The sequence below is a fragment of the Roseateles sp. So40a genome, assembly GCF_048081605.1.
GTDB lineage: Bacteria > Pseudomonadota > Gammaproteobacteria > Burkholderiales > Burkholderiaceae_C > Roseateles.
This window is the reverse complement of record NZ_CP182288.1, coordinates 908,945-933,527: the sequence shown is the minus strand read 5'-3', so window position 1 is coordinate 933,527 and position 24,583 is coordinate 908,945. Positions and strand designations below refer to the sequence as shown.

The window sequence follows — 24,583 nt, the reverse complement described above, 5'->3', positions numbered from 1 at the left end:
CACGCGTTCGCCGTTCTTCAATTTCGACTCTGAAGTTCAGAGTTGAAGTTTGTTGACGCAATCAAATGTCGCTGGCGGCACGGTGCCGAGCGCCCCTTTACGAGCGCCAGCTTTCCGCCAGCAACGCTGATTCGACTCTACGAATTGTTAAAGAACAACAGCCGACTAAAAAGTCGAGACTGGCAAACCACAACAGCGCTTGTCTCGCTGCTGTGGTTTGCCACCCTGTGAAGTGATTGGTGGAGGATGACGGGATCGAACCGACGACCCCCTGCTTGCAAAGCAGGTGCTCTCCCAGCTGAGCTAATCCCCCAAGATCTCTCGATCCTCGTGGTGGGTCTGGCTGGATTCGAACCAGCGACCCCCGCCTTATCAAGACGGTGCTCTAACCGACTGAGCTACAGACCCACGCATTCTTTGCGTGCCCCTGTCGCGCCAACCAGCAAGGCCAGCTCGCCAGGCTCACGCGTTTTCTCACTCACTGTTGTGTGACTACAGCCGATAAGTGTGGGCGCGCTGAACTCGCTATGTGGACTCGACTCTCCCAAGCAACCGAAGTCACTTGGCGGTCTCGTCATTCTCTAGAAAGGAGGTGATCCAGCCGCACCTTCCGATACGGCTACCTTGTTACGACTTCACCCCAGTCACGAACCCTGCCGTGGTAATCGCCCTCCTTGCGGTTAGGCTAACTACTTCTGGCAGAACCCGCTCCCATGGTGTGACGGGCGGTGTGTACAAGACCCGGGAACGTATTCACCGCGGCAAGCTGATCCGCGATTACTAGCGATTCCGACTTCACGCAGTCGAGTTGCAGACTGCGATCCGGACTACGACCGGGTTTCTGGGATTAGCTCCCCCTCGCGGGTTGGCAGCCCTCTGTCCCGGCCATTGTATGACGTGTGTAGCCCTACCCATAAGGGCCATGATGACCTGACGTCATCCCCACCTTCCTCCGGTTTGTCACCGGCAGTCTCATTAGAGTGCCCTTTCGTAGCAACTAATGACAAGGGTTGCGCTCGTTGCGGGACTTAACCCAACATCTCACGACACGAGCTGACGACGGCCATGCAGCACCTGTGTCCAGGTTCTCTTTCGAGCACTCTCACATCTCTGCAAGATTCCTGGCATGTCAAGGGTAGGTAAGGTTTTTCGCGTTGCATCGAATTAAACCACATCATCCACCGCTTGTGCGGGTCCCCGTCAATTCCTTTGAGTTTCAACCTTGCGGCCGTACTCCCCAGGCGGTCAACTTCACGCGTTAGCTACGTTACTGAGAAGAAACCCTCCCAACAACCAGTTGACATCGTTTAGGGCGTGGACTACCAGGGTATCTAATCCTGTTTGCTCCCCACGCTTTCGTGCATGAGCGTCAGTACAGGTCCAGGGGATTGCCTTCGCCATCGGTGTTCCTCCGCATATCTACGCATTTCACTGCTACACGCGGAATTCCATCCCCCTCTACCGTACTCTAGCCATGCAGTCACAAATGCAGTTCCCAGGTTGAGCCCGGGGATTTCACATCTGTCTTGCATAACCGCCTGCGCACGCTTTACGCCCAGTAATTCCGATTAACGCTTGCACCCTACGTATTACCGCGGCTGCTGGCACGTAGTTAGCCGGTGCTTATTCTTCAGGTACCGTCATGAACCCCCAGTATTAGTAGGAGTCTTTTCTTCCCTGACAAAAGCGGTTTACAACCCGAAGGCCTTCTTCCCGCACGCGGCATGGCTGGATCAGGGTTGCCCCCATTGTCCAAAATTCCCCACTGCTGCCTCCCGTAGGAGTCTGGGCCGTGTCTCAGTCCCAGTGTGGCTGGTCGTCCTCTCAGACCAGCTACAGATCGTCGGCTTGGTAGGCCTTTACCCCACCAACTACCTAATCTGATATCGGCCGCTCCAATTGCGCGAGGTCTTGCGATCCCCCGCTTTCACCCTCAGGTCGTATGCGGTATTAGCTGCTCTTTCGAGCAGTTATCCCCCACAACTGGGCACGTTCCGATACATTACTCACCCGTTCGCCACTCGTCGCCAGGTTGCCCCGCGTTACCGTTCGACTTGCATGTGTAAGGCATGCCGCCAGCGTTCAATCTGAGCCAGGATCAAACTCTACAGTTCGATCTTGAATACTCAACGGAATCGAACAAAGACTACTTTCATAGCTTCATTCATTTTCCGTGAGCGTCTAGTTTCGATTTAACCTTCTCAGGTCGCTCGTTCAGACGCCCACGCTTATCGGCTGTAAATTCTTAAAGAACATCGAAGTGGCTTTCGCCGCCTTCGTCGCGTCGCTGATTTGTTGTCAGCAGCGCAGAAGCGAGATTATGAACGATTTCTTTTGAATTCGTCAAGCAGTCAGAGAAATTATTTTCATCGTCGACTGCGAGAATCTCGCCGCCAAATGAAAACCGGGCAAAGCCCGGTTCATCACTCGGCATCCCCAGCAGTTCCTCCGGGGATCGCTGCAAAACATTTGTCTGTGCAGCGAAGACCGCGACTGTAGCACAGGCTCGGAACGGCTCGCAAGCACTACGCCGGAAAGTTTCAGAGAGCTGATCGCGTTTCGCACGAAGTGCGGGTAAGCCCTTGATTCTCCGGGAAACTCGTTCGCCGGCCACCCTGCCCGCGCGCCAATCCAGATCGGAACTCGCCGCTCGGGAATGAAAAAGGCCCGCCGAAGCGGGCCTTCCTTATAGGGAAGCGGGAGGCCGAGGCCACCCGACGGGTCAGTCGGCGTCCTGGAACGCCTCTTCGCGCTTGTTCTTGATGGACGGCAGCATCACGATGACCACCATCAGCGCCGCCGCGATCAGCAGCCCCGCCGACAGCGGCCGGGACAGGAAGGTGCTCCAGTCGCCGCGCGACAGCAGCAGCGCCCGGCGCAGGTTCTCTTCCATCATCGGGCCCAGGATGAAGCCCAGCAGCAGCGGCGCAGGTTCGCAGCTCAGCTTGTAGAAGAGATAACCCACCACCGCGAACGCGGCCGTCATGAACACGTCGAAGTTGTTGTTGTTCAGCGTGTAGGTGCCGATGCAGCAGAACACCACGATCGCCGGGAACAGGAAGCGGTAGGGCACCGTCAGCAGCTTGATCCAGATGCCGATCAGCGGCAGGTTCAGGATCACCAGCATCAGGTTGCCGACCCACATCGAGGCGATCAGGCCCCAGAACAGTTCCGGGTTGCTGGTCATGACCTGCGGGCCGGGCTGGATGCCCTTGATGGTCATCGCGCCCACCATCAGCGCCATCACCGCGTTGGGCGGGATGCCCAGCGTCAGCATCGGGATGAAGGAAGTCTGCGCGCCGGCGTTGTTGGCCGACTCCGGACCCGCCACGCCCTGGATGGCGCCCTTGCCGAACTTCTCCGGCGTCTTGGAGATCTTCTTCTCCAGCGTGTAGGCCGCGAACGAGGCCAGCAGCGCGCCGCCGCCCGGCAGCACGCCCAGCACCGATCCCAGCGCCGTGCCGCGCACGACCGCCGGCCAGGCGTCATGGAAGTCCTGCTTGGTCGGCCACAGGCCCTTCACGCTCTTGGTGAAGACCTCGCGATGCTCGGCCGGCTGGCCCAGGTTCGCGATGATCTCGCCGAAGCCGAAGATGCCCATCGCGATCACGACGAAGTTGATGCCGTCCGTCAGCTCCGGTATGTCGAACGAGAACCGTGGTGTCCCGGAGATCACGTCGGTGTTCACCTGGCCGAGCAGCAGGCCCAGCAGGATCATCGAGATCGCCTTGACCAGCGAGCCCGAGGCCAGCACCACCGCGCCGATCAGGCCCAGCACCATCAGCGAGAAGTACTCGGCGGGACCGAACTTGAAGGCCAGCTCGGTCAGCGGCGGCGCGAAGGCCGCGATGATGACCGTGCCCACGCAGCCCGCGAAGAACGAACCCAGGCCGGCCGCGGCCAGCGCGGAACCCGCGCGGCCCTGGCGGGCCATCTGGTAGCCGTCGATGGCGGTGACCACGGACGAGGACTCGCCCGGCACGTTGATCAGGATGGCGGTCGTCGAACCGCCGTACTGCGCGCCGTAATAGATGCCGGCCAGCATGATCAGCGCCGGCGTCGCGTCCAGCGAGTAGATCGACGGCAGCAGCATCGCGATGGTGGCCACCGGGCCCAGGCCCGGCAGCACGCCGATCAGCGTGCCCAGGACGGCGCCGCCGAACGCGTACAGGAGGTTCTCCAGCGTGAACGCCGTGCCGAACCCCAAGATCAGGTTGTTGATCAGATCCATGCGTGACTCCTCAGCCGCCCAGGAAGGTCGGCCAGATGGGGATCACGAGATTCAGACCCCAGATGAAGATGGCGTAGCTGCCGGCGGTGAGGACCACGCTGCTCAGCAGCGCGTCACGCCACTTGAACTCGTCGCTGGCCATCGAGGACACGGTGATCAGCAGCGGCAGCGTGATGATCATGCCCAGGCGCGGCAGCGCGAAGCCGAAGAGGACGATCGCGCCGACGACGATCAGCAGCGGTTTCCAGGCGAAGGCGCCGACGGGCTGGCCGCCTTCGCTCTCGATGGTGAGCGCCTTGAACAGGACGACCGCGCCAAGGATGGCGAGCAGGACGCCCAGACCGAACGGGAAATAACCGGGCCCGGGGCGGGCGGACGTGCCAAAGCTGTAGTTGATGATCGAGCCGCACGCGAACGCGACGCCAACGACCACGAACATCAGCCCTGACCAGAAGTCGCGTTGACTCTTGATCTTCATCGAGGGAACCTCTATCGGCTTGAATGGCCGCGATTCTAGGAATCGGGTCCCCCAGAGGTTCTGTGGTTATCACGTAATGGGCGACACCATCCCTCGCACCGGGCGTATGGCGATCTTCACGAGCCCAGGCGGCACGGGCCTCGCGCCGCGTCTGCGCGGACTTACCCTGCCCCCGGGCTCGCGGGGGCGGTGAGCGACGTCGGGAGCGGGTCGGAGCGATCAGGTCTCCCAGTTCGGCGTGCTGCGCAGCACTTCCTCCATCGTGGTCACGCCCTCGGCGACCTTCATCGCGCCGGCCAGGCGCAGCGGTCTCAGCCCTTCCTGCAGGGCCTGGCGGCGCAGCGCGTTCATGTCGGTGCTGGGGTGCAGGTGCTTGCGCACGCTGTCGGTCAGCAGCAGCAGCTCATACAGGCCGGCGCGGCCGCGGTAGCCGGTATTGCGGCAGTCCAGGCAGCCCACCGGCCGGTAGGGCTTGACGCCGCCATTCAGGCGCCAGGGCTTGAGCATCTCGTTGAGCGACTCGCGCGTGACGTCGGGATCGGGCTCCTTGCAGCTGGGGCACAGCGTGCGCACCAGGCGCTGCGCGAGCACGCCGATCACCGTCGCGTCGATCAGGTAGTTGGGCACGCCCAGGTCGACCATCCGCGTGATCGCCGAGGGCGAGTCATTGGTGTGCAGCGTCGAGAACACCAGGTGACCCGTCAGCGAGGCCTGGATCGCCATCTCCGCGGTTTCCAGGTCGCGGATCTCGCCCACCATGATGATGTCCGGGTCCTGGCGCATCAGCGCGCGCAGGCCCTCGGCGAAATTGAAATCGATCGCCGACTGCACCTGGGACTGGTTGAACGCGGGCTCGATCATCTCGATCGGGTCCTCGACCGTGCAGACGTTGACCTCTTCCGTGGCCAGGCGCTTGAGGGTCGAGTACAGCGTCGAGGTCTTGCCGCTGCCGGTCGGTCCGGTGACCAGGATGATCCCGTGCGGGCGGCTGGTGAGCTTGTTCCAGCGCTCGGCGTCGTGGCTGGAGAACCCCAACTGCGCCAGGTCCTTGACCGCGGTGTCGGGGTCGAAGATCCGCATCACCATCTTCTCGCCGAAGGCGGTGGGCAGCGTGGACAGCCGCATCTCGACCTCCTCGCCGGCCGGATTGCGCGTCTTGATGCGGCCGTCCAGCGGGCGGCGCTTCTCGACCACGTCCATGCGCCCGAGCAGCTTGATGCGCGCGGTCATCGCGCTCATCACGGTGGGCGGCAGCTGGTAGACGGTGTGCAGCACGCCGTCGATGCGGAAGCGGATCACGCCCATCTCGCGGCGCGGCTCCAGGTGGATGTCGCTGGCGCGCTGGTCGAAGGCGTACTGCCAGAGCCAGTCCACGACCTGCACGACGCCCTGGTCGTTGGCGTCGAGCTGCCGGTTGCTGCGTCCGAGCTCGACCAGCTGCTCGAAGCTCGCGGGCTGGTTGACCTCGCCGCTCTTCGATGCGGCGCGCACCGAGCGCGCCAGCGTGAAGAACTCGGTCGTGAAGCGCGAGATCTCCTGCGGATTGGCCAGCGCGAGCTTCACGCGCTTGCGCGTGTGCGACTCGATCTGCGCGACCCAGCCGGTCTCCATCGGCTCGGCGGTCGCGATGGTCACGTCGGTCAGGCCGACCTGGATAGGCAGGCAGCGGCGCGCCTCGGCGTAGTTGGCCGACATCACATCGGCCACGCGGCCCACGTCGACCTTCAGCGGATCGATGCGCACGTAAGGCATCTTGAGCCGGCCGGCCAGCCATTCGGTGAGCGACTCCGCGTCCAGCGGCTTGCCGTTGGCCGTGCGCACCAGGCCCGCGCCACCCAGCCGGATCAGCGGATGCTGGGCGCTGTGACCCGCGGCGAAACGCGCCTCGGTGCGCTGCACCTGCTCGGCGTCGATGACGCCGTCCTCGGCCAGCCAGTGCAGCAGCTTGCGCCACTCCAGCTTGTTGCCGGCACTCTCCTCCGGCTTGGTCGTCTTCTTCATGGGGCCTCGTCGGCGGCCGCGGCCGCGTGGATCTGCTGGATCACGTTCATCGGCAGCGGCCGCACGAGCTTGAGCCACTTGCGGGCCGGCAGCTCATGGCGCGCCTCGATGTGGTCGGCGCGCTGCTCGAGGACCTCGCGCGACGGGACCTCGATGCCGCGCGCGGCCACGACGATCGTGTTGCCCTCGCGCGTGGGCGTCAGGTGCCACACCTGGTCGGAGCCGAAGACCTTGGCGATGCGCGCGGCGCTGCGCGTGAAGCTGGCGCTGCGGCCGAAGAGGTTGACCGTCATCAGCCCGCCGTCGGCCAGCACGCGCCGGCAATCGGCGTAGAAGGCCTCGTCGTCGAGCACCGGCGCCGCGGCCTCATGGTCGTAGAGGTCGATGTTGAGCACCTGCGCCGTGCCCCAGTTGGCGGCGTCCGCGACCCAGCTGCCGGCGTCCTCGTTGAGCACGCGCAGCCGGTCGTCGTCGTCAGGCAGGTGGAACCAATGGCGGTTGGCGCTGATGACGGTGGGATTGATCTCCACGGCCGTGGTCTTCATCTTGAGCACCTTGCGGCAGAAGCGCGTCAGCGCGCCGGCGCCCAGCCCGAGCTGCACCGCCGTGCCCTGCGTCATCTCGCGGGCGTCGCGCCACAGCATCCAGGCCATCATGCGCTGGATGTATTCGAGCTCCAGCTTCTCGGGCTTCTTCAGGCGCATCGCGCCTTGCACCCAGATCGAATCCAGGTGCAGGAAACGCACGCCGTCGTATTCGCTCAGCGTGGCTTCAACCCAATCGGTCTTCCTGGCGTCCTTGCCGGTCTTGGGCGTTCTGGCGTCCCGGTGCTTGCTCACGGCGATGGTTCCCATGCCGGGTCCGCGCGGGCCCGGTCTTGTGTCAGAGGTCGGTCAATGGCCCGGCGAGCTCCCGCCAGGCGCGAAGCTTGGCATCGTAGGGCATCGTGTGGGCGGGACTGGAGCTCGGCAACGCGAGCACGCGGTAACGGGCTGCAAGCGGGCCGAGCTGGCGCAGGCCGAGACGATGGGCCGTGCCGCCGTTGAAGCCGATGGTGCGCAGCGCCGGCAATTCGGCGATCAGGCGGCCGAGGTCGCTGGCGTCGGGATTGCGGATCGCGCTGTCCAGGCTGCCTTCGCGCTCGGTCTCGGTGATCACGTCCCAGACGGCGACCCGGTGGGCGCGCAGCGCGGCCAGCCGCTCCGCGTAGCCCATCGCCACCAGATCGACGCCCAGGACCTCGCCCACCAGCCGCCAGAACTGGTTCCGAGGATGTCCGTAATACTGCTGCGCGCGCAGCGACGCGACACCAGGGAAGCTGCCCAGCAGCAGCCATTGCGCGTCCGGCGCATGCACCGGCGCGAGGCCCGACCAGCGCTCGGGCGCCGGCTCGCCGCCCCGGTCCGCGGCGGCGCTCATGCGGATGCGGCGTCCTCGCCGGCCAGGCGTTGCAGCCCGGGCAAGGCCGCGCGCGCGTTGCGCGAGGTGACCGCGGCGGCTTCCTCGGGCGTCCAGCCACGCAGCGCGGCCAGGTCGGCACCGATGCGCGGCAGCTCGCCGGGCTCGTTGCGCGACGTCGCCCCGGCGGCGCGCTCCTCGGCGGTGCGATACAGCCACTGCGGCGGGATGTCGGGCGCGTCGGTCTCGACGACGAGCGCCTCGGCGGGCAGTTCCTCGGCCAGCCGCCGGATCTGCAGCGAGCGATCAAAGGTCACCGTGCCGCCGAAACCCAGCTTGAAGCCCAACTCGAGGAAGGCGTCCGCCTGCTGGCGGCTGCCGTTGAACGCATGGCCGATGCCGCCGGTCTCGAGTCCCACCCGGCGCAGGCCGCCCAGCAGTTGGTCGGCGCTGCGCCGCACATGCAGGATCACCGGCAGGCCGTGGCGCTTGGCGAGCTTGAGCTGCGCCAGGTAGAAGTGCTGCTGCGTCGCGGCGTCGAGGTCCTTCACGAAGAAGTCCAGGCCGATCTCGCCGATGCCGACCAGCCGCGGGTCGTCGCGGCACTCGGACAGCATCCGGTCCAGGCGGTCGAGGTCGTCCTCGCGGGCGTGCATCACGAACAGCGGGTGGATGCCCAGCGCGTAGGCGAACCCATGCGCGTGCGCGAGCGCCCTCACCGTCTCGAAGTTGCCGGCGACCACCGCCGGGATCACGATCTGCGACACGCCCGCGGCCCGCGCGCGGGCGATCACGGCGTCGCGGTCGGCGTCGAACTCCGAGGCGTCGAGGTGGCAGTGCGTGTCAATCCACATGACCGGCCATGATCGGCAAGGCGCTCGCCTGCCCGGCGTTCAGCGGAACACCACCGTGCGGTGGCCGTTGAGCAGCACGCGGTGCTCGGCATGCCACTGGATCGCGCGGGCCAGCGTCACGCACTCGGTGTCGCGGCCGATGGCCACGAGCTGGTCGGGCGTCATCGAGTGGTCGATGCGCGCCACGTCCTGCTCGATGATCGGGCCCTCGTCCAGGTCGGAGGTCACGTAATGCGCGGTCGCGCCGATCAGCTTGACGCCGCGCTCGTGGGCCTGGTGGTACGGGCGAGCGCCCTTGAAGCTGGGCAGGAAGCTGTGGTGGATGTTGATCGCGCGGCCTTCCAGGTAGCGGCACATCTCGGGCGACAGGATCTGCATGTAGCGCGCCAGCACGACCAGGTCGATCTGCTGATCCTCGATCAGCTCGCGGATCTTGCGTTCCTGCGCCTGCTTCTGCTCGTCGGTGGCCTGCAGCAGCGGCAGGTGGTGGAACGGGATGTCGTGCGAGGCGGCCAGCTGATAGAAGTCGCGGTGGTTGGACACGATCGCCGGGATCTCGATGGCGAGGTGGCCGGTCTGCACGCGGAACAGCAGGTCGTTCAGGCAGTGTCCGAGCTTGGACACCAGCAGCAGCACCCGCGTCTTGCGCTGCGCGTCCACCAGTTCCCAGTCCATCGCCAGGCGCTCGGCCAGCGGCGCGAAGACCTCGCGCAGCGCGGCGGCCGGGCGGGCCTGCGCGCACTCGAACTCGATGCGCATGAAGAAGCGCCGATGGTCGGCGTCGCCGTGCTGGGCCGAGGTCAGGATGTTGGCGCCCTGCGCGAGCAGCACACCGGTCACCGCGTGGACGATGCCGGCCTGATCGGGGCAGCTGAGCTTCAGGATGAAGCGGGTGGACGGAGATTCCGAGGTGGGCGTCGAGGCGGTCATGATGCCGCGCATCGTAATCCAGCCCCGGCGCGACCCCGGCCTCGCGATCGGGCAACCCAGCCTCGGTGCCAGCCTCGGTGCCAGCCTCGAAGAGGCCGGGTGCTCGCCGTCAGTCCTTCAGCGTCTGCAGCGCGCCGCCGACCAGTCGGCGCTGGTGCTCGCAACGGCCGGCCAGATCCTGGTCGTGGGTGACCATGACGAAGGCGGTGCCCAGCTCGCGGGCCATCTCCAGCATCAGGTCGAAGACGGTGGCGGCGGTGGCGCGATCCAGGTTGCCGGTGGGCTCGTCGGCCAGCACGCAGGCCGGCCCGGTGACCAGCGCGCGGGCGATCGCCACGCGCTGACGCTCGCCGCCGGAGAGCTCGCCCGGCCGGTGCTGGACACGCGCGCCCAGGCCGACCCGGGCCAGCACCTTCTGCGCCTGCTCGCGGGCCTGCTCCTGCGGGACGCGGCGGATGCGCAGCGGCATCGCCACGTTGTCCAGCGCGCTGAACTCCGGCAGCAGGTGGTGGAACTGGTAGATGAATCCGAGGTGCTGGTTGCGCCACTCGCCGCGGGCCCGCTCGCCGAGCGACGCGAGGTCGCGTCCCATCAGCTCGACGCGGCCGGCGCTGGGTTTGTCCAGGCCGCCCAGCAGGTGCAGCAGCGTGCTCTTGCCCGAGCCCGACGCGCCCAGGATGGCCAGCGTCTCGCCGGCCTTCACGTTGAGCTCGAGCTGGTGGAAGACCTGCACGTCCAGCGGACCCTCGACGAAGCGCTTGCCCAGGCCCAGGCCCTGCAGCACCACGCCCGCATGCTTGCCTTCCTGGCGCTTGTCCTTCACGTCATTCATAACGCAGCGCCTCCGCCGGTTGCACGCGGCTGGCGCGCCAGCTCGGATAGAGCGTCGCGACGAAGGCCAGGATCAGCGAGATCACCGTGATCGGCACGATGTCGGCCCATTGCGGATCGCTGGGCATGTGGCTGATGACATAGATGCTGGCGGGCAGGAAGGTGGTGTGCAGCATCTTCTCGATGAAGGGGACGATGACGTCGAGGTTGTGCGCCACGACCAGGCCCAGGCCCAGGCCGCCGAGCGTGCCCATCACGCCGGCGAGCGCGCCCTGGATCATGAAGACGCCCATGATCGAGCGTGGGCTCGCGCCGAGCGTGCGCAGGATCGCGATGTCGGCCTGCTTGTCGGTGACCGTCATCACCAGCGTGGACACGAGGTTGAACGCGGCCACCGCGACGATCAGCGTCAGGATGATGCCCATCATGCGTTTCTCGACCCGGACCGCGTCGTACCAGTTCTTGTTGGTGCTGGTCCAGTCGCGCACGAAGATGGACTGGCGCGCCTGGAGCATCGCGCGCTGCAGCTCGTAGGTGACGGCGGGCGCCTGCTGCGCGTCACGCAGCTTGAGCTGCACGCCGCTGGGCGTGCCGGTGCGGAAGACCTTCGCCGCGTCGCCGACGTGGATCAGCGCCAGGCCGCTGTCGTACTCGTAATGCCCGGCCTTGAAGATCCCCACCAGCGTGAACTGGCGCAGCGTGGGCTGCACGCCCAGCGGGGTCACCTGTCCGGAGGGGATGGCCAGCGTGATCTTGTCGCCCGTCTGCACGCCGAGCTGGCGCGCGAGCTCGACGCCCAGGATCACGTTCCACTGCCCGGCCTGGAGCCGGTCGAGCAGGCCGTCCTTGGCGAGCTCGGCGGCGATCGGCGTGACGCTGGGTTCCAGCGCCGGGTCGATGCCGCGGACGATGGTGCCGCGCATGTCGGAGCCGCGCGCGATCAGCGCCTGGCCAGAGACAAACGGCGCCGCGCCGAGGACTTGCGGGTTCTGGCGCGCCAGGTCAGCCACGGCGCGCCAGTCCGGCAGGCCGTCGCCGCTGTCGTTGAGCAGCTCCACATGGGCGATCACCGAGAGCATCCGGTCGCGGACTTCCTTCTGGAAGCCGTTCATCACCGACAGCACGATGATCAATGCCGCGACGCCCAGCGCGATGCCGAACATCGACACGCCGGAGATGAAGGAGATGAAGCGGTTGCGGCGCCCCCCACGCCCGGCTCGCGTGTAGCGCCAGCCGATCTGCAACTCATAGGGCCAATTCATAGGGGGTGGATGCTAACCGGTCCCTCCCGCCTGCCGGCTTAGAGCTGGCTGATGAGACAGACCGAGTGCCGCGTAGAGCCCTCACCCCCGCCCTCTCCCGCTCCGCGGGCGAGGGGGCCAGCCCTTGAGCCCCTCGCCCGCGAAGCGGGAGAGGGGTTGGGGTGAGGGCTCGACGCAGGGCTCAGTGCGCCTCGTCCCAATTCGCCCCGACGCCGACCTCGGCCAGCAGCGGCACCTTCAGCGCCGCGACGCCGGCCATCAGCGTCGGCACCTCGGCCTTCACCCAGTCGAGTTCCTCGTCCGGCACCTCGAAGACCAGTTCGTCGTGCACCTGCATGACGATGCGCGTGCGCTTGCCCTGCTCGTCCAGCGCCTGCTGCACGGCGATCATCGCCAGCTTGATCAGATCCGCCGCCGTGCCCTGCATCGGCGCGTTGATCGCCTGACGCTCCGCCCCGCTGCGCCGCGGCCCGTTCCCGGAGTTGATCTCCGGCAGCCACAACCGACGCCCGAAGACGGTCTCGACATAGCCCTTCGCCTTGGCGAATTGCTTCGTATCGTCCATGTACTGGCGCACCCCGGCGAACCGCGTGAAGTAGCGGTCGATGTAATCCTTGGCCGCCTTGTTCTCGATGCCCAGCGACTGCGCCAGCCCGAACGCGCCCATGCCGTAGATCAGCCCGAAGTTGATCGTCTTGGCATAGCGGCGCTGCTCCGGCGTGACCGCGTCCAGCGCCGCGCCGAAGACCTCCGCCGCGGTCGCGCGGTGCACGTCCTGCCCTTCCTGGAAGGCCTTGAGCAGCCCCGGGTCCTCGCTCATGTGCGCCATGATGCGCAGCTCGATCTGCGAGTAGTCCGCCGACACGATGTGGTGCCCCGACGGCGCTATGAAGGCCTCGCGCACCCGGCGGCCGTCGGCCGTGCGGATGGGGATGTTCTGCAGGTTGGGCTCGTTGCTGGACAGCCGCCCCGTCACCGCCACCGCCTGCGAGTAGGTCGTGTGCACGCGCCCCGTCTTCGCGTTGACCATCAGCGGCAGCTTGTCCGTGTAGGTGCTCTTGAGCTTGGACAGTGCGCGGTATTCCAGGATCTTGGCCGGCAGCGGGAAGTCCGCCGACAGCTTCTCCAGCACCTCCTCGTCGGTGGACGGCGCGCCGGTGGCCGTGCGCTTGACCACCGGCAGGCCCAGCCGGTTGAACAGGATCTCGCCGATCTGCTTGGGCGAGCCGATGTTGAACGGCTGGCCCGCGATCTCATAGGCGGCCTGTTCCGCGGCCACCATGCGCTGGCCCAGGTCGGCGCTCTGCGCCTGCAGCCGCGCCGCGTCGATCAGCACGCCGGTGCGCTCGATGCGCGCCAGCAGCGCCGACACCGGCATCTCCACCTGCTCGTAGATGAACTTCAGCCCGGCGTCCGCCTCCAGCCGCGGCAGCAGCGTCTGGTGCACGTGCAGGCACATCTCGGAGTCCTCGCAGGAATACTCCGACGCCTTGGCCACTTCCACCTGCGCGAACGGGATCTGATGCGCGCCCTTGCCGCACAGGTCCTCGTAGCTCAGGCCCTTGCGCCCCAGCACGCGGTCGGCCAGCGCCTCCAGGCCGTGGCCGCGATGGGCCTCCAGCACGTAGCTCTCCAGCATCGTGTCGTAGACCGTGCCCTGCACGGCGATGCCGTGGTTGGCCAGCACGTGGGTGTCGTACTTGACGTTCTGCGCGACCTTGCGCTTGAGCGGGTCCTCCAGCCACGGCCGGAGCTTCTCCAGCACCGCGTCCATCGGCAGCTGCTCGGGCGCGTCCGGGCCCTCGTGGCGCAGCGGGATGTAGGCGGCCTCGCCCGGCTTCACGCTGAAGCTGATGCCGACGATGCGCGCCTGCATCGGATCGAGCGAATCGGTCTCGGTGTCGAAGGCCGCCAGCTCCGCCGCGTTGAGCTGCTCGATCCAGGCGTCCAGCCGGGACATCTCGATGATCGTCTCGTAGCGCTTGTCCAGCGGGAGGGCCGGATGGGCGTGCTCGGCGTACGGGTCGGTCGACGGGGCCCCGCCCAGGTCCGGCTCGGGCGCGGCGCGCTTGGGCGCGTCGCCGCCCAGCTTGCCCTCGAGGTCGCGCTTCCAGGTCTTGAAGCCGTTGCGCGTGTAGAAGGCCAGCAGGCCGGCCTCGTCGACCGGGTTGAAGGCGAGCGACTCCAGCGCGGGCCAGCCGCTGACGTGCAGGCACAGGTCGCAGTCCAGCTTCACCGTGACGAGCTGGCGGCCCATCGGCAGCCAGTCCAGCGCCTTGCGCAGGTTCTCGCCGGCCACGCCCTTGATCTTCTCCGCGTTGGCGATCACGCCGTCCAGCGAGCCGTGCTCGCCGATCCACTTCGCGGCGGTCTTGGGGCCGACCTTCTCGACGCCGGGCACGTTGTCCACCGTGTCGCCCATCAGGGTCAGGTAATCGATGATGCGGTCCGGCGGCACGCCGAACTTGGCCAGCACGCCGGCTTCGTCCAGCTTCTCGTTGCTCATCGTGTTGATCAGCGAGACGTCCGGCGTCACCAGCTGCGCCAGGTCCTTGTCGCCGGTCGAGATCACAACCTGGTGGCCCGCCTGGGCGGCCACGCGCGACAGCGTGCCGATGCAGTCGTCGGCCTCGATGCCGGGCACGGTGAGCACCGGCCAGCCCAGCAGCTTGACCACCTCGTGGATGGGGTCGATCTGCGCGCGCAGGTCCTCGGGCATCGGGGCGCGCTGGGCCTTGTACTCGGGGTACCACTCGTCGCGGAAGGTCGGACCGGAGGCGTCGAAGACGCAGGCGGCGTGCTCGGCGCCGTAGTCGTCGCGCAGCTTCTTCAGCATCGCCACCATGCCGTGGATGGCGCCCGTGGGCTGACCCTCGGGGCCGCGCAGGTCGGGCATGGCGTGGTAGGCGCGATAGAGGTAGCTGGAACCGTCGACCAGCAGCATCAGAGGTTTGCTCATCCCGCCATTGTTGCAGGCGCGCGCCACCCGCCGTGTCAGCAGCCTGCGCCTGACGCGCACCCTCGCCCAGGGGAACAGGGTTTTCGAGGGGGCGCGCTTAGAATCGCCCCACCATGAAGACCATCCGCCTCATTCCAGTGTTCGCCGTCCTGGCCGCCGTCGCGCTCCAGGCCCATGCGGCCGAACCCTCGGCGCCGGCCCCCGCGCCGGCACCGGCTCCGGCGTCCGCGGAACCGATCAAGTTCCGCGACGTCCCGGAAGTGAAGGTCGAACAGCTCGTCAATGAAGACGACAAGGTTCGCATCGAGGAGACCCGGGTGCGTGGCCTGACCCAAAAGGTCGTGGTCAAGAACAAGGACAGCAAGGCGCCCGAGTACGAGATCCTGCTCGGCGACACCGGTCGCGACATCCCCACCCGTCAGGGCGCCGACCGCGGCAACGCGGGCGCGCGGGTCTGGCGCCTCTTCAATTTCTGATCCGTCGCGGCCGGCCAGAGCAGGTCGGCCACGCGGCACGTTCTTCCCCCGCTTCATGGCCGTATTCACCGACGTCTCGACCGAGCAGGCGCAAGCGCTGCTGGACACGCTGAACCTGGGCGAGCTCCAGTCGCTCAAGGGCATCAGCGCCGGCATCGAGAACACCAACTACTTCGTCACCACCACCCGCGACGGCGAGACGCGCGAGTTCGTGCTGACGATCTTCGAGCGGCTGAGCTTCGAGCAGCTGCCCTTCTACCTGGAGCTGATGCGCCACCTGGCCCGCCGCGGCGTGCCGGTGCCCGCGCCGCAGCCCGACGCGCAGGACCGCATCCTGCACACGGTCGCCGGCAAGCCGGCGGCGGTGGTGGACAAGCTGCTCGGCGGCCACCAGCTCGCGCCGGACGTGTTCCATTGCGAGCAGGTCGGCGCCGGGCTGGCGCGCATGCACCTGGCCGGCCAGGACTTCCCGCTGCACCAGGACAACCTGCGCGCCCTGCCCTGGTGGCGCGAGACCGTGCCGGTGGTGCTGCCGCACCTCAGCGCTGAACAGGCGACGCTGCTGCGCGAGGAGCTGGACTTCCAGGAGCAGCTCGCCCCGAGCGCCGCCGCCCTGCCGCGCGGCCCCATCCACGCCGACCTGTTCCGCGACAACGTCATGTTCGACGGACTGCCGGGGCGCGAGAAGCTCAGCGGCTTCTTCGACTTCTACTTCGCCGGCGTCGACAGCCTGCTCTTCGACGTGTGCGTGTGCCTGAACGACTGGTGCATCGACCTGGACAGCGGCCGGCTCGACGAGCAGCGCGCCGCGGCCTTCGTGCATGCCTACGAGACGGTGCGCCCGCTGACCGGCGCCGAGCACCGGCTGCTGCCGGGCCTGCTGCGCGCGGCGGCGCTGCGCTTCTGGATCTCGCGGCTGTGGGACTTCCACTTGCCCCGCGAGGCCAGCCTCCTCCAACCCCACGACCCCACCCATTTCGAGCGCGTCCTGCGCGAGCGCATCGCCAGGCCCTGGCATGCGCTGGAGCCCCAGTCATGATCCTGCATCTGCAATCGGTCCCGCCGCGCAACGGCCTGCTGTGGGTGCGCCACGGGCTGAAGGTGCTGCAGCGCAAGCCGATCGCGCTGATCGGGCTGTTCGCGACCGTGATGCTGGCCTCGGCCGTGCTGCAGTTCGTGCCGCTGCTGGGCCAGTTGCTGGTCATGAGCGCGCTGCCGCTGGTGTCGCTCGCCTTCATGCTGGCAGCGCACCAGGTGCTGCAGTCGCACACGCCGACGGCGGCCGTGTTCCTGCAGCCGCTGCAGCTGACCAAGGAACGCAGACGCGCGCAGATCGGCCTGGGCCTGCTCTACACCGTCACGACCATCCTCGCGATGCTGCTGGCCCATTGGCTGGACGGCGGCGCGCTGGTGCGCGCGATGGAACAGGTCGCCAATGCCAAGGGCGATCCGCAGGCGCTCGAGCTGATCGCCGCCCAGGCCGACATCGGCCCGTCGGTGGCGCTGCGCGTCACGTTGCTGGCCCTGCTGTCGATTCCGTTCTGGCACGCGCCGGCGCTGATCCACTGGGGCGGTCAGGGCGTGATGCAGGCGCTGTTCTCCAGCACGCTCGGCGTGTGGCGCAACAAGGGCGCCTTCGCGCTGTCGGGCCTGGTGTGGGCCGCGCTGAGCTTCGGCGTCATGATGTCGATCACGCTGCTGTGCCTGGTGCTGGGCCTGGTCAGCGCCCTGCCCTTCATCCTGCTGCCGCTGATGATGGCGCTGATGACGGGGTTCTACTGCTCGCTGTACTTCACGTTCATCGACTGCTTCATGTTCGGCGCGCCCCGCGACCTGCCCGAGGCGACCGAGACCCCGACCTGAGCGCCGCCCCGAGCACGTCGTCGAACGCTCACGCTGCTTTCACGGCAGCGTCACGTGCCCTTCGCAGAATGCGCCCGCACTTTCATTGCGGAGCCTTCACGAATGAGCAAGCAGCACGACCTCGTTGCCAGCCAGATCCCGGCCAACGACTATGACGAGGACGCGGACGTCAACCCGTCCGCCAACCCGCACTTCACCGACGTCCTCGCCGCGCGCCTGTCGCGCCGCGTGGCGCTCAAGGGCGGCATCACGACCGCGGCCTCGGCGCTGCTCGGCGGCTCGGTCCTGAGCGCCTGCGGCAGCGACGGCGACTCCCCCGCCCCGGCGCCGGCCCCGGCGCCCGTGCCGCCCACCCCGCAGCTGAAGATCGGCTTCAACGCGGTGGCCAAGAACAAGAACGACCTGGTAACCGTGGCCGACGGCTACAACGTGTCCATCCTGCACGCGCTGGGTGACCCGATGCACTTCGGCGACGAGTCCTGGAAGGATGACGGCTCCGAGGTGGCCGACTCCTACAACCGCCGCATCGGCGACGGCCACGACGGTATGTACTGGTTCGGCATGAGCGACGCCGGCGCCTTCGACGTCACGCGCTCCGACCGCGGCCTGCTGGCCGTCAACCACGAATACGTGGTCGCGCCCTACGTGCTGCACCCGGCCGGCCGCGCCGCCGGCGCCGCGCGCAACGCCACCGAGGTCGAGAAGGAAATCTACGCCCACGGCATCAGCGTCTGCGAGGTCAAGCGCGAGGCCGGCGTCACGTCGATGGTGCGTGGCTCGCGCTTCAACCGCCGCGTGACCTCCGCCACGACGATGGACTTCACCGGCCCGGCCAAGGGCAGCGCGCAGCTGCAGACGCTGTTCAGCACGACCGGCGTGCAGACCCGCGGCACCAACAACAACTGCGCCAACGGCTACACCCCCTGGGGCACCTACCTGACCTGCGAGGAGAACTACCTCAACGTGATCAGCCGGGCCGCCGGCGACGACGCCGCGCGCAGCGCCAAGGAAGTCGTCAGCATGAACCGCTACGGCCTGCCGCAGAACCGCAAGAGCCCCTACCTGTGGGAAACCGCCGGCACGGCCGATCTGTTCGCGCGCTGGAACTCGTCGGTGACGGGCGCCGCCGCCGCGGCCGACTACCGCAACACGATCAACACCTTCGGCTGGGTGGTGGAGATCGACCCGTTCGCGCCGACCTCGACACCGGCCAAGCGCACCGCGCTGGGCCGCTTCAACCATGAAGGCGCGTGGCCCGCGGAAGCGGTGGCCGGCAAGCCGATCGTCATCTACATGGGCGACGACTCGCGCAACGAGTACATCTACAAGTACGTCTCCAAGGCCAACTGGGACGCCGCCGATGTCGGCAAGGGCATGACCGCGGGCGCCAAGTACCTGGACGAGGGCACGCTGTACGTGGCCAAGTTCAGCGCCGACGGCACCGGCACATGGATGGAGCTGACCTTCAACAAGAACGGTCTGACCAACACCAACGCGAGCTACGCCTTCGCCGACCAGGGCGACGTCCTGATCAACGCGCGCCTGGCTGCCGACGTCCTCGGCGCGACCAAGATGGACCGCCCGGAATGGGGCGCGGTGCACCCGACCAATGGCGAGGTCTACATGACCTTGACCAACAACAGCAACCGCGTGGCCAACACCGCCACCCCGACCGGCAGCCAGCTCAAGCCCGACGCCGCCAACCCGCGCTACTACGTCGACCAGAAGGGTTCGACCAATCAGGCCGGCAACCCCAACGGCCACATCATCCGCTGGAAGGAAGACGCGACCGACGTCACCAAGATGACCTGGGACGTCTACCTCTTCGGCGCGCAGGCCGATGCGGCCGCGGACGTGAACCTGTCCTCGCTGACCGACGTCAACGACTTCTCCAGCCCCGACGGCCTGTACTTCGACAAGCGCGGCATGTTGTGGATCCAGACCGACGACGGCGCCTACACCGACATCACCAACTGCATGATGCTGGCCGCGCTGCCGGGCAAGGTCGGTGACGGCGGCGTCGCCACTGCCGCCGGCGGCACGCAGACCCGCGCCGGCGCGAAGGCGACGGCCGACACGCTGCGCCGCTTCCTGGTCGGCCCGAAGGAGTGCGAGATCACCGGCATCGCGATGACGCCGGACCACCGCACGCTGTTCTTCAACGTGCAGCACCCGGGCGAGGAAACCAGCCCGGACTGGGCGGCGAAGACCTTCGGCAGCTACTGGCCGGCCAACCAGGCCGACCAGACGGTGAAGAAGCGTCCGCGTTCGGCGACCGTGGTGATCACCCGCAAGGACGGCGGCGAGATCGGCGTCTGATCGAGGCCTGATCGAGCGCGCCTAGCGCGCGATCTCCGGAGCGAGGGCGACCAGACGGTCGCCCTCGGTCGTTGTGAGCTGCAGCAGCCGCTCCACCACCGGGCGCGGAACCTCCGCGGCGAGTTCCTCGGCCAGGGCCTCCGCCTGAGCGCGCACCGCCTCGCCCATCCGCTTGAGTTCCAGCGCCAACGCGCGCGGCGCGAGTTCGCTGTCGCGGGCGAAGGCGGCCCAGTCGTCCGCGGTGAACGGGGCCGGGGCGCTGCTCCCGGGCGGACCGCTCCTGAATCCATGCGCCGGCGCCAGCCGCAGCCCGCCGTGATCGACGAAGAAGGAGACGTTGCGCGCATCGGGGGCGGACTGGCCGATCAGGTGATGGAACGCGACCCACCGCAGCAGCGCCCGGCCATCCACCAGCGGTGTCGGGCTGTGGCCCAGCAGCGCGAAGAGCGCGCTCAACGAGTCGCCTCGCGCCTGCGTGGCCTCGATCGCATGCACCCGCCGGACGCGGCCGTCGTCCATGCGCTGCCGGTCGAACCGGCCGACCAGCAGCACCGGCTCCGGCACGCAGTGCAGTTCCACCGGCGCGACCTCGACACCCAGGCGCGCGGCCAGCCGCATGCAGAAGTACTCGTCGAAGGACCGGTCATGGCCGCCCTCGCCCAGCGGCGCGGGCCGCAGCACATGCGTGGACGCCATCTGCGGGCCATCGACCAGATGCCAGCCGCCGTCGCGCTCGACGTAGACGCCGAGCTTGTCGCTCGCGCCCGGCAGCGCACCACGAGCCAGGCCGTCCCACACCGCGAAGGGCAGCGCGTCGCGATGCCGCAGGCGCTCGGACAGCTCCTCGCGCGGGATCTGCCGCTGCGTCGGCCCGGCCGGACGGCCGCGGCCCTCGTCAATCAGACGCACCGCGCCGGCCAGGTCGCGGCCCATCGCCCGCAAGGCGCCGAAGACGTCCTCGGGCGGCAGCCCCAGGGCGGCGAAGGTCTGCTGCCGCGCCTCGCCCGCCGGCAGCAAGCGGCTGAAGTACGCCATCACCGCGTCGTCGGCCAGCTCACTGCCCGGGCCGCCGCGCGCGGGCATCGGCAACGTCGGCGCCAGCGCGTAGCCCAGCACCTCGGCGGTCCATCGTTCCAGGTAGGCCAGCGACAACCGCGTCGCGGCTTCCGGACGTTCTCCGTCGGCCGGCCGCAGCCAGCCGACCTCATGCTCGTCGAGCCAGACGGCCAGACCGGTCATGCGTCCTCGTCGAGGTCGGAGAACTTGGAATCGCGCGCGGTGCGGATCGCGCGCCGCACGACCTCGCGCTGCTGCGAGGGCACGGCGAACAGGCTCACGCCCAGCGCCCGGGCCGCCTTGAGCACGGTGGACAGGCTGACGCCGCCCTGGCCGGTCTCGATGTTGATCAGCGTCTGGCGCGACATGCCCAGCGCCTCGGCGGCCTCGACCAGCGGCAAGCGCGCGGTCGTTCTCGCGGCGCGCACGGCATTGCCGAGCGCCACCGCGTCTTCAATCATGGGATCGTCCGGAGGATCGATCGGTACAACTGTGCGCATGGAGATTCCAGAATCAAAAACCCGTTCATCGGGATCTCCCTCCCGGCAAGCGTGATTCCTGTTTGCTGGAATCTTTGCTGCCTCGCGCATTCTGCGCCCAGTCCGTCGCAGACGCACTTTCCGTGCCACACGGCCGGACCGGCCCTCGTCATCGGTGTTGCCGGACCATCCTTCAGTCGATCGGTGTCAGCTTGGCCACGCTGAGCGCCAGCCATTTCGTGCCGTGCCGGCCGAAGTTGACCTGTGCCCGCGCGTCCGCGCCGCTGCCTTCGAGCGTGACCAGCACGCCCTCGCCGAACTTGGTGTGGAACACGCCCTTGCCCACGCGCAAGCCGCCGTGCTCGTCGCCGGTCTTCTGGGCGGCGGACTGCTTCATCGCGCTGGGCACCGGCGCCGACGGGAAGGTCGACGGATCCACCCGGCCCGCGCCGACCATGGACTTCAGCCCCGAGCCGCGCTGCCACGCCTGCTGGTAGTCCCGCGCGAAGCCCGAGCCGAAGCCCTGGTTGCGCGGCGTCAGCCACTTCAGCGTCTCCTCGGGGAGCTCCTCCATGAAGCGGCTCTTGATGTTGTAGCGGGTCTGGCCGTGCAGCATCCGGGTCTGGCAGAAGCTCATGTACAGCCGCTGACGCGCCCGCGTGATCGCCACGTACATCAGCCGGCGTTCCTCCTCGAGCCCGTCCGCGTCGGACAGCGAGTTCTCGTGCGGGAACAGGCCCTCTTCCAGGCCGGTGATGAAGACCGCGTCGAACTCCAGCCCCTTGGCCGAGTGCACCGTCATCAGCTGGATCGCGTCCTGGCCGGCCTGCGCCTGGTTGTCGCCGGCCTCCAGCGACGCGTGCGTCAGGAAGGCCGCCAGCGGCGACATGATCTCGCCGGTCTCCGCGTCGGGCGTGGCCGGCGCGGCCGGGGCGACCGCCGCGGGCAGCCCGTCGGCGATGGCGCCGGGCGAGTGCTCGTCCACCGGCAGCGCGATGGCGTCCTTGCCGAAGCCCTCCTGCGTGACGAAGGCCTCGGCCGCGTTGACCAGTTCGCCCAGGTTCTCCAGCCGGTCCTCGCCTTCCTTCTCCGCGCGATAGAACGCGGTCAGGCCCGAGTGCTCGATGACGTGCTCGATGATCTCGCGCAGCGTCAGCCCGGCGGTGGCCTCGCGCATCGCGTCGATCAGACCGACGAAACCGGTCAGGCTCGCGCCGCCGCGCCCGCCGACCGCGCCGACGCTCTGCACCAGCGAGCGGCCGCTCGGACGCGCCGCGTCCTGCAGCAGCTCGATCGTGCGCGCGCCGATGCCGCGCGCCGGGAAGTTCACGACACGCAGGAAGCTGGTGTCGTCGTTGGGGTTCTCGATCAGGCGCAGGTAGGCCAGCGCGTGCTTGACCTCGGCGCGCTCGAAGAAGCGCAGGCCGCCATAGACGCGGTACGGGATGCCCGCGTTGAACAGCGCCGACTCGATCACCCGCGACTGCGCGTTGCTGCGATAAAGCACGGCGATCTCGCTGCGCGCCAGGCCCTGGCGGTGCAAGGCCTGCGCCTCCTCGAGCAGCCATTGCGCCTCGGCGAAGTCGCTGGCCGATTCGTAGACCCGCACCGGCTCGCCGGCGCCGGCGTCGGTACGCAGGTTCTTGCCCAGGCGGCGGCTGTTGTTGCTGATCAGCGCGTTGGCGGCGTCCAGGATGTTGCCGAAGCTGCGGTAGTTCTGTTCCAGCTTGACGACCTGGCGCACGCGGTACTCGCGCTCGAAGTCCGCCATGTTGCCCACGCGCGCGCCACGGAAGGCGTAGATGCTCTGGTCGTCGTCACCGACGGCGAACACGCCCTGACCGCGGCCGGGCGGCGCGAACATCTTCAGCCACGCGTACTGCAGCTTGTTGGTGTCCTGGAACTCGTCGACGAGGACGTACTGGAAGCGGCGCTGGTAATGCTCGCGGACCGGGGCGTTGTCGCGCATCAGCTCGAAGGAGCGCAGCATCAGCTCGGCGAAGTCGACGACGCCCTCGCGCTCGCACTGGTCCTGGTACGCCTGGTAGATCTCGACGAGCTTGCGGGTCTGCTCGTCGCGCAGGTCGATGTCCTTGGGCCGCAGGCCGTCTTCCTTGGCCCCGGCGATGAACCACGAGACCTGCTTCGGAACGAACCGTTCCTCGTCGAGCTTCATCGCCTTGATCACGCGCTTGACGGCCGAGACGGTGTCGCCCGCGTCCAGGATCTGGAAGCCCTGCGGCAGGCCGGCGATCTTCCAGTGCGCGCGCAGGAAGCGGTTGCACAGGCCGTGGAAGGTGCCGATCCACATGCCGCGCACGTTGACGGGCAGCATCGCGGACAGCCGGGTGACCATCTCCTTGGCCGCCTTGTTGGTGAAGGTCACCGCCATCACGCCCGCGGGCGTGACATGGCCTTGGCTCATCAGCCAGGCGATGCGGGTGGTCAGCACGCGGGTCTTGCCCGAACCGGCGCCCGCGAGGATCAGCGCGGGCTCCTGGCCCAGCGTGACCGCCGCGTACTGTTCGGGATTGAGGTTGTCCAGCAGACCGCGCGGCACGCGCGGCGTGAACAGGTCGTCTTGCGGCGGGGTGGGACGCTCGTCGCCGAAATCCTGGGAATTCATCCAGCCATTCTAGGGAAGTTCCGCCGCGCCCCCGCCAGACACTGGCATCATGCCGCCCCCATGAAGCCTGAAAAAACCAAGACCGCGGCGAACAGCGCGGCGTCAGCGTCGGGAAACGCGGGGGCTGCCAGCCAGGACGCCTGCCCCTGCGGCAGCGGCCGCCCGTACGCCGCCTGCTGCGGCGCGCTGCACCGTGCCTTCGCCGAACGCGGCGCGCTCACCGCGCCGGACGCGCAGGCGCTGATGCGCTCGCGGTACACGGCCTACACGCTGGACCTGATCGACTACCTGCTCGCCACCTGGCATCCGGACACCCGGCCCGAGGCACTCGAGCGCGGCAGCGCCGATCTGAAGTGGCTGGGCCTGGAGGTCCGCCGGCATGAGCGCCAGGACGCGGACCACGAGACCGTCGAGTTCGTCGCGCGCAGCAAGATCGGCGGCCGCGCGCAGCGCATGCACGAGGTCAGCCGGTTCGTGCGGGTGAACGGCGCGTGGCTGTACGTGGACGGCCAGATCGACTGACCAGCCGCACGGCCGGGGCGCGGACGACCGCGCCGCGAAGCGCCAGCACGATCCGGTCCAGCCAGGACCGGTGACCGATGTGAAATTCCTGGGGCATGACGAACTCCTGCTGGCGGCTGTGGGGCGGACCGGGTGGGGGAACGGGCCCCCTTTCGGAGGGCCGGATGCCTGCTGCGATGATGGGCAGGCGAGATGACAGGATTTTGGCGAGCCACCCTGTGATCGTCCGCTCCCCCCAAACGGGGAAAAACCGCGAACAGAGGGCAAAAATCGATCCAGACGTGCGCAGGCCGTCCCT

The 24,583-nt window shown here is 67.8% G+C and carries 20 protein-coding genes, 2 tRNA genes and 1 rRNA gene; 6 read left to right on the top strand and 17 right to left on the bottom strand.

Annotated elements, in window-relative coordinates; genetic code table 11:
- The first annotated feature begins 42 nt into the window (after positions 1-42).
- A complete protein-coding gene (locus tag ACNI65_RS04340) occupies positions 43-231 on the top strand; it encodes a hypothetical protein (protein WP_416760519.1) in 189 nt (62 codons plus the stop codon).
- Positions 232-237: 6 nt separating this feature from the next.
- On the opposite strand, the gene ACNI65_RS04335 is transcribed toward ACNI65_RS04340, so the two are convergent.
- The 14 genes from ACNI65_RS04335 to polA all read right to left on the bottom strand — a co-directional run bounded on the left by ACNI65_RS04335 (position 238) and on the right by polA (position 14,944).
- A tRNA-Ala gene (locus ACNI65_RS04335) sits at positions 238-313 on the bottom strand.
- An 18-nt stretch (positions 314-331) separates the two neighbouring features.
- Positions 332-408: transfer RNA gene (locus ACNI65_RS04330), tRNA-Ile, on the bottom strand.
- 177 nt (positions 409-585) lie between these two features.
- Positions 586-2,114 (bottom strand): 16S ribosomal RNA (locus ACNI65_RS04325).
- Between the two features lie 131 nt (positions 2,115-2,245).
- A complete protein-coding gene (locus tag ACNI65_RS04320) occupies positions 2,246-2,434 on the bottom strand; it encodes a hypothetical protein (protein WP_416760518.1) in 189 nt (62 codons plus the stop codon).
- Positions 2,435-2,722: 288 nt separating this feature from the next.
- Complete coding sequence (locus ACNI65_RS04315; RefSeq protein WP_416761408.1) at positions 2,723-4,231, bottom strand: tripartite tricarboxylate transporter permease; 1,509 nt, start codon at positions 4,229-4,231, stop codon at positions 2,723-2,725.
- 10 nt (positions 4,232-4,241) lie between these two features.
- Positions 4,242-4,709: a tripartite tricarboxylate transporter TctB family protein gene (locus ACNI65_RS04310; RefSeq protein ID WP_416761407.1), complete on the bottom strand. Its 468-nt coding sequence runs from the start codon at positions 4,707-4,709 to the stop codon at positions 4,242-4,244.
- A gap of 219 nt (positions 4,710-4,928) precedes the next feature.
- Positions 4,929-6,710 (bottom strand): GspE/PulE family protein, encoded by a 1,782-nt coding sequence (locus ACNI65_RS04305; RefSeq protein ID WP_416761406.1) that lies wholly within the window; start codon positions 6,708-6,710, stop codon positions 4,929-4,931.
- Positions 6,707-7,564 carry a spermidine synthase gene (locus ACNI65_RS04300; RefSeq protein ID WP_416761405.1) on the bottom strand — a complete coding sequence of 286 codons (858 nt, stop codon included), beginning with the start codon at positions 7,562-7,564 and terminating at the stop codon, positions 6,707-6,709. Before ACNI65_RS04300 ends, ACNI65_RS04305 begins: the two co-directional genes overlap by 4 nt.
- A 28-nt stretch (positions 7,565-7,592) precedes the next feature.
- Positions 7,593-8,129 (bottom strand): DNA-deoxyinosine glycosylase, encoded by a 537-nt coding sequence (locus tag ACNI65_RS04295; protein ID WP_416761404.1) that lies wholly within the window; start codon positions 8,127-8,129, stop codon positions 7,593-7,595.
- Positions 8,126-8,962 carry a TatD family hydrolase gene (locus ACNI65_RS04290; protein WP_416761403.1) on the bottom strand — a complete coding sequence of 279 codons (837 nt, stop codon included), beginning with the start codon at positions 8,960-8,962 and terminating at the stop codon, positions 8,126-8,128. The genes ACNI65_RS04295 and ACNI65_RS04290 overlap by 4 nt, the downstream gene beginning before the upstream one ends.
- A gap of 39 nt (positions 8,963-9,001) precedes the next feature.
- The gene (purU, locus tag ACNI65_RS04285) at positions 9,002-9,892 is read right to left on the bottom strand and encodes a formyltetrahydrofolate deformylase (RefSeq protein ID WP_416761402.1); all 891 of its coding nucleotides are present in this window, start codon (positions 9,890-9,892) and stop codon (positions 9,002-9,004) included.
- 109 nt (positions 9,893-10,001) lie between these two features.
- Positions 10,002-10,724 (bottom strand): ABC transporter ATP-binding protein, encoded by a 723-nt coding sequence (locus tag ACNI65_RS04280; protein ID WP_416761401.1) that lies wholly within the window; start codon positions 10,722-10,724, stop codon positions 10,002-10,004.
- On the bottom strand, positions 10,717-11,985 hold the full coding sequence (locus tag ACNI65_RS04275) for a lipoprotein-releasing ABC transporter permease subunit (protein ID WP_416761400.1): 1,269 nt from the start codon (positions 11,983-11,985) through the stop codon (positions 10,717-10,719). Before ACNI65_RS04275 ends, ACNI65_RS04280 begins: the two co-directional genes overlap by 8 nt.
- Before the next feature lie 181 nt (positions 11,986-12,166).
- Complete coding sequence (gene polA, locus ACNI65_RS04270) at positions 12,167-14,944, bottom strand: DNA polymerase I (protein WP_416761398.1); 2,778 nt, start codon at positions 14,942-14,944, stop codon at positions 12,167-12,169.
- 113 nt (positions 14,945-15,057) lie between these two features.
- Here polA and ACNI65_RS04265 point away from each other — a divergent pair, with 113 nt between their 5' ends.
- The 4 genes from ACNI65_RS04265 to ACNI65_RS04250 all read left to right on the top strand — a co-directional run bounded on the left by ACNI65_RS04265 (position 15,058) and on the right by ACNI65_RS04250 (position 19,602).
- The gene (locus ACNI65_RS04265) at positions 15,058-15,420 is read left to right on the top strand and encodes a hypothetical protein (RefSeq protein ID WP_416761397.1); all 363 of its coding nucleotides are present in this window, start codon (positions 15,058-15,060) and stop codon (positions 15,418-15,420) included.
- Positions 15,421-15,475: 55 nt separating this feature from the next.
- Positions 15,476-16,459 carry a homoserine kinase gene (locus ACNI65_RS04260; protein ID WP_416761396.1) on the top strand — a complete coding sequence of 328 codons (984 nt, stop codon included), beginning with the start codon at positions 15,476-15,478 and terminating at the stop codon, positions 16,457-16,459.
- Entirely contained in the window at positions 16,456-17,283 is an 828-nt protein-coding gene (locus ACNI65_RS04255; protein WP_416761395.1) for a BPSS1780 family membrane protein, read from the top strand. The genes ACNI65_RS04260 and ACNI65_RS04255 overlap by 4 nt, the downstream gene beginning before the upstream one ends.
- Positions 17,284-17,385: 102 nt before the next feature.
- A complete protein-coding gene (locus ACNI65_RS04250; protein ID WP_416761394.1) occupies positions 17,386-19,602 on the top strand; it encodes a PhoX family protein in 2,217 nt (738 codons plus the stop codon).
- Between the two features lie 21 nt (positions 19,603-19,623).
- On the opposite strand, the gene ACNI65_RS04245 is transcribed toward ACNI65_RS04250, so the two are convergent.
- The 3 genes from ACNI65_RS04245 to ACNI65_RS04235 all read right to left on the bottom strand — a co-directional run bounded on the left by ACNI65_RS04245 (position 19,624) and on the right by ACNI65_RS04235 (position 23,763).
- Positions 19,624-20,841 carry a HipA domain-containing protein gene (locus ACNI65_RS04245; RefSeq protein ID WP_416761393.1) on the bottom strand — a complete coding sequence of 406 codons (1,218 nt, stop codon included), beginning with the start codon at positions 20,839-20,841 and terminating at the stop codon, positions 19,624-19,626.
- Positions 20,838-21,119, bottom strand: coding sequence for a helix-turn-helix transcriptional regulator (locus ACNI65_RS04240; RefSeq protein ID WP_416761391.1), 282 nt, complete (start codon positions 21,117-21,119; stop codon positions 20,838-20,840). Before ACNI65_RS04240 ends, ACNI65_RS04245 begins: the two co-directional genes overlap by 4 nt.
- A gap of 211 nt (positions 21,120-21,330) precedes the next feature.
- On the bottom strand, positions 21,331-23,763 hold the full coding sequence (locus ACNI65_RS04235) for a UvrD-helicase domain-containing protein (protein WP_416761390.1): 2,433 nt from the start codon (positions 23,761-23,763) through the stop codon (positions 21,331-21,333).
- Positions 23,764-23,823: 60 nt separating this feature from the next.
- Between ACNI65_RS04235 and ACNI65_RS04230 the strand changes: the two genes are divergently transcribed.
- Positions 23,824-24,285, top strand: coding sequence for a YchJ family protein (locus ACNI65_RS04230; protein WP_416761388.1), 462 nt, complete (start codon positions 23,824-23,826; stop codon positions 24,283-24,285).
- The last annotated feature ends 298 nt before the right edge of the window (positions 24,286-24,583 follow it).

What these genes read in the sequence shown, in the direction of transcription:
- ACNI65_RS04320 (WP_416760518.1), bottom strand. Translation starts at nt 2,434, where the DNA reads ATGCCGAGTGATGAACCGGGCTTTGCCCGGTTTTCATTTGGCGGCGAG.
- ACNI65_RS04315 (WP_416761408.1), bottom strand. Translation starts at nt 4,231, where the DNA reads ATGGATCTGATCAACAACCTGATCTTGGGGTTCGGCACGGCGTTCACG.
- ACNI65_RS04310 (WP_416761407.1), bottom strand. Translation starts at nt 4,709, where the DNA reads ATGAAGATCAAGAGTCAACGCGACTTCTGGTCAGGGCTGATGTTCGTG.
- ACNI65_RS04305 (WP_416761406.1), bottom strand. Translation starts at nt 6,710, where the DNA reads ATGAAGAAGACGACCAAGCCGGAGGAGAGTGCCGGCAACAAGCTGGAG.
- ACNI65_RS04300 (WP_416761405.1), bottom strand. Translation starts at nt 7,564, where the DNA reads ATGGGAACCATCGCCGTGAGCAAGCACCGGGACGCCAGAACGCCCAAG.
- ACNI65_RS04295 (WP_416761404.1), bottom strand. Translation starts at nt 8,129, where the DNA reads ATGAGCGCCGCCGCGGACCGGGGCGGCGAGCCGGCGCCCGAGCGCTGG.
- ACNI65_RS04290 (WP_416761403.1), bottom strand. Translation starts at nt 8,962, where the DNA reads ATGTGGATTGACACGCACTGCCACCTCGACGCCTCGGAGTTCGACGCC.
- purU (WP_416761402.1), bottom strand. Translation starts at nt 9,892, where the DNA reads ATGACCGCCTCGACGCCCACCTCGGAATCTCCGTCCACCCGCTTCATC.
- ACNI65_RS04280 (WP_416761401.1), bottom strand. Translation starts at nt 10,724, where the DNA reads ATGAATGACGTGAAGGACAAGCGCCAGGAAGGCAAGCATGCGGGCGTG.
- ACNI65_RS04275 (WP_416761400.1), bottom strand. Translation starts at nt 11,985, where the DNA reads ATGAATTGGCCCTATGAGTTGCAGATCGGCTGGCGCTACACGCGAGCC.
- polA (WP_416761398.1), bottom strand. Translation starts at nt 14,944, where the DNA reads ATGAGCAAACCTCTGATGCTGCTGGTCGACGGTTCCAGCTACCTCTAT.
- ACNI65_RS04265 (WP_416761397.1), top strand. Translation starts at nt 15,058, where the DNA reads ATGAAGACCATCCGCCTCATTCCAGTGTTCGCCGTCCTGGCCGCCGTC.
- ACNI65_RS04260 (WP_416761396.1), top strand. Translation starts at nt 15,476, where the DNA reads ATGGCCGTATTCACCGACGTCTCGACCGAGCAGGCGCAAGCGCTGCTG.
- ACNI65_RS04255 (WP_416761395.1), top strand. Translation starts at nt 16,456, where the DNA reads ATGATCCTGCATCTGCAATCGGTCCCGCCGCGCAACGGCCTGCTGTGG.
- ACNI65_RS04250 (WP_416761394.1), top strand. Translation starts at nt 17,386, where the DNA reads ATGAGCAAGCAGCACGACCTCGTTGCCAGCCAGATCCCGGCCAACGAC.
- ACNI65_RS04245 (WP_416761393.1), bottom strand. Translation starts at nt 20,841, where the DNA reads ATGACCGGTCTGGCCGTCTGGCTCGACGAGCATGAGGTCGGCTGGCTG.
- ACNI65_RS04240 (WP_416761391.1), bottom strand. Translation starts at nt 21,119, where the DNA reads ATGATTGAAGACGCGGTGGCGCTCGGCAATGCCGTGCGCGCCGCGAGA.
- ACNI65_RS04235 (WP_416761390.1), bottom strand. Translation starts at nt 23,763, where the DNA reads ATGAATTCCCAGGATTTCGGCGACGAGCGTCCCACCCCGCCGCAAGAC.
- ACNI65_RS04230 (WP_416761388.1), top strand. Translation starts at nt 23,824, where the DNA reads ATGAAGCCTGAAAAAACCAAGACCGCGGCGAACAGCGCGGCGTCAGCG.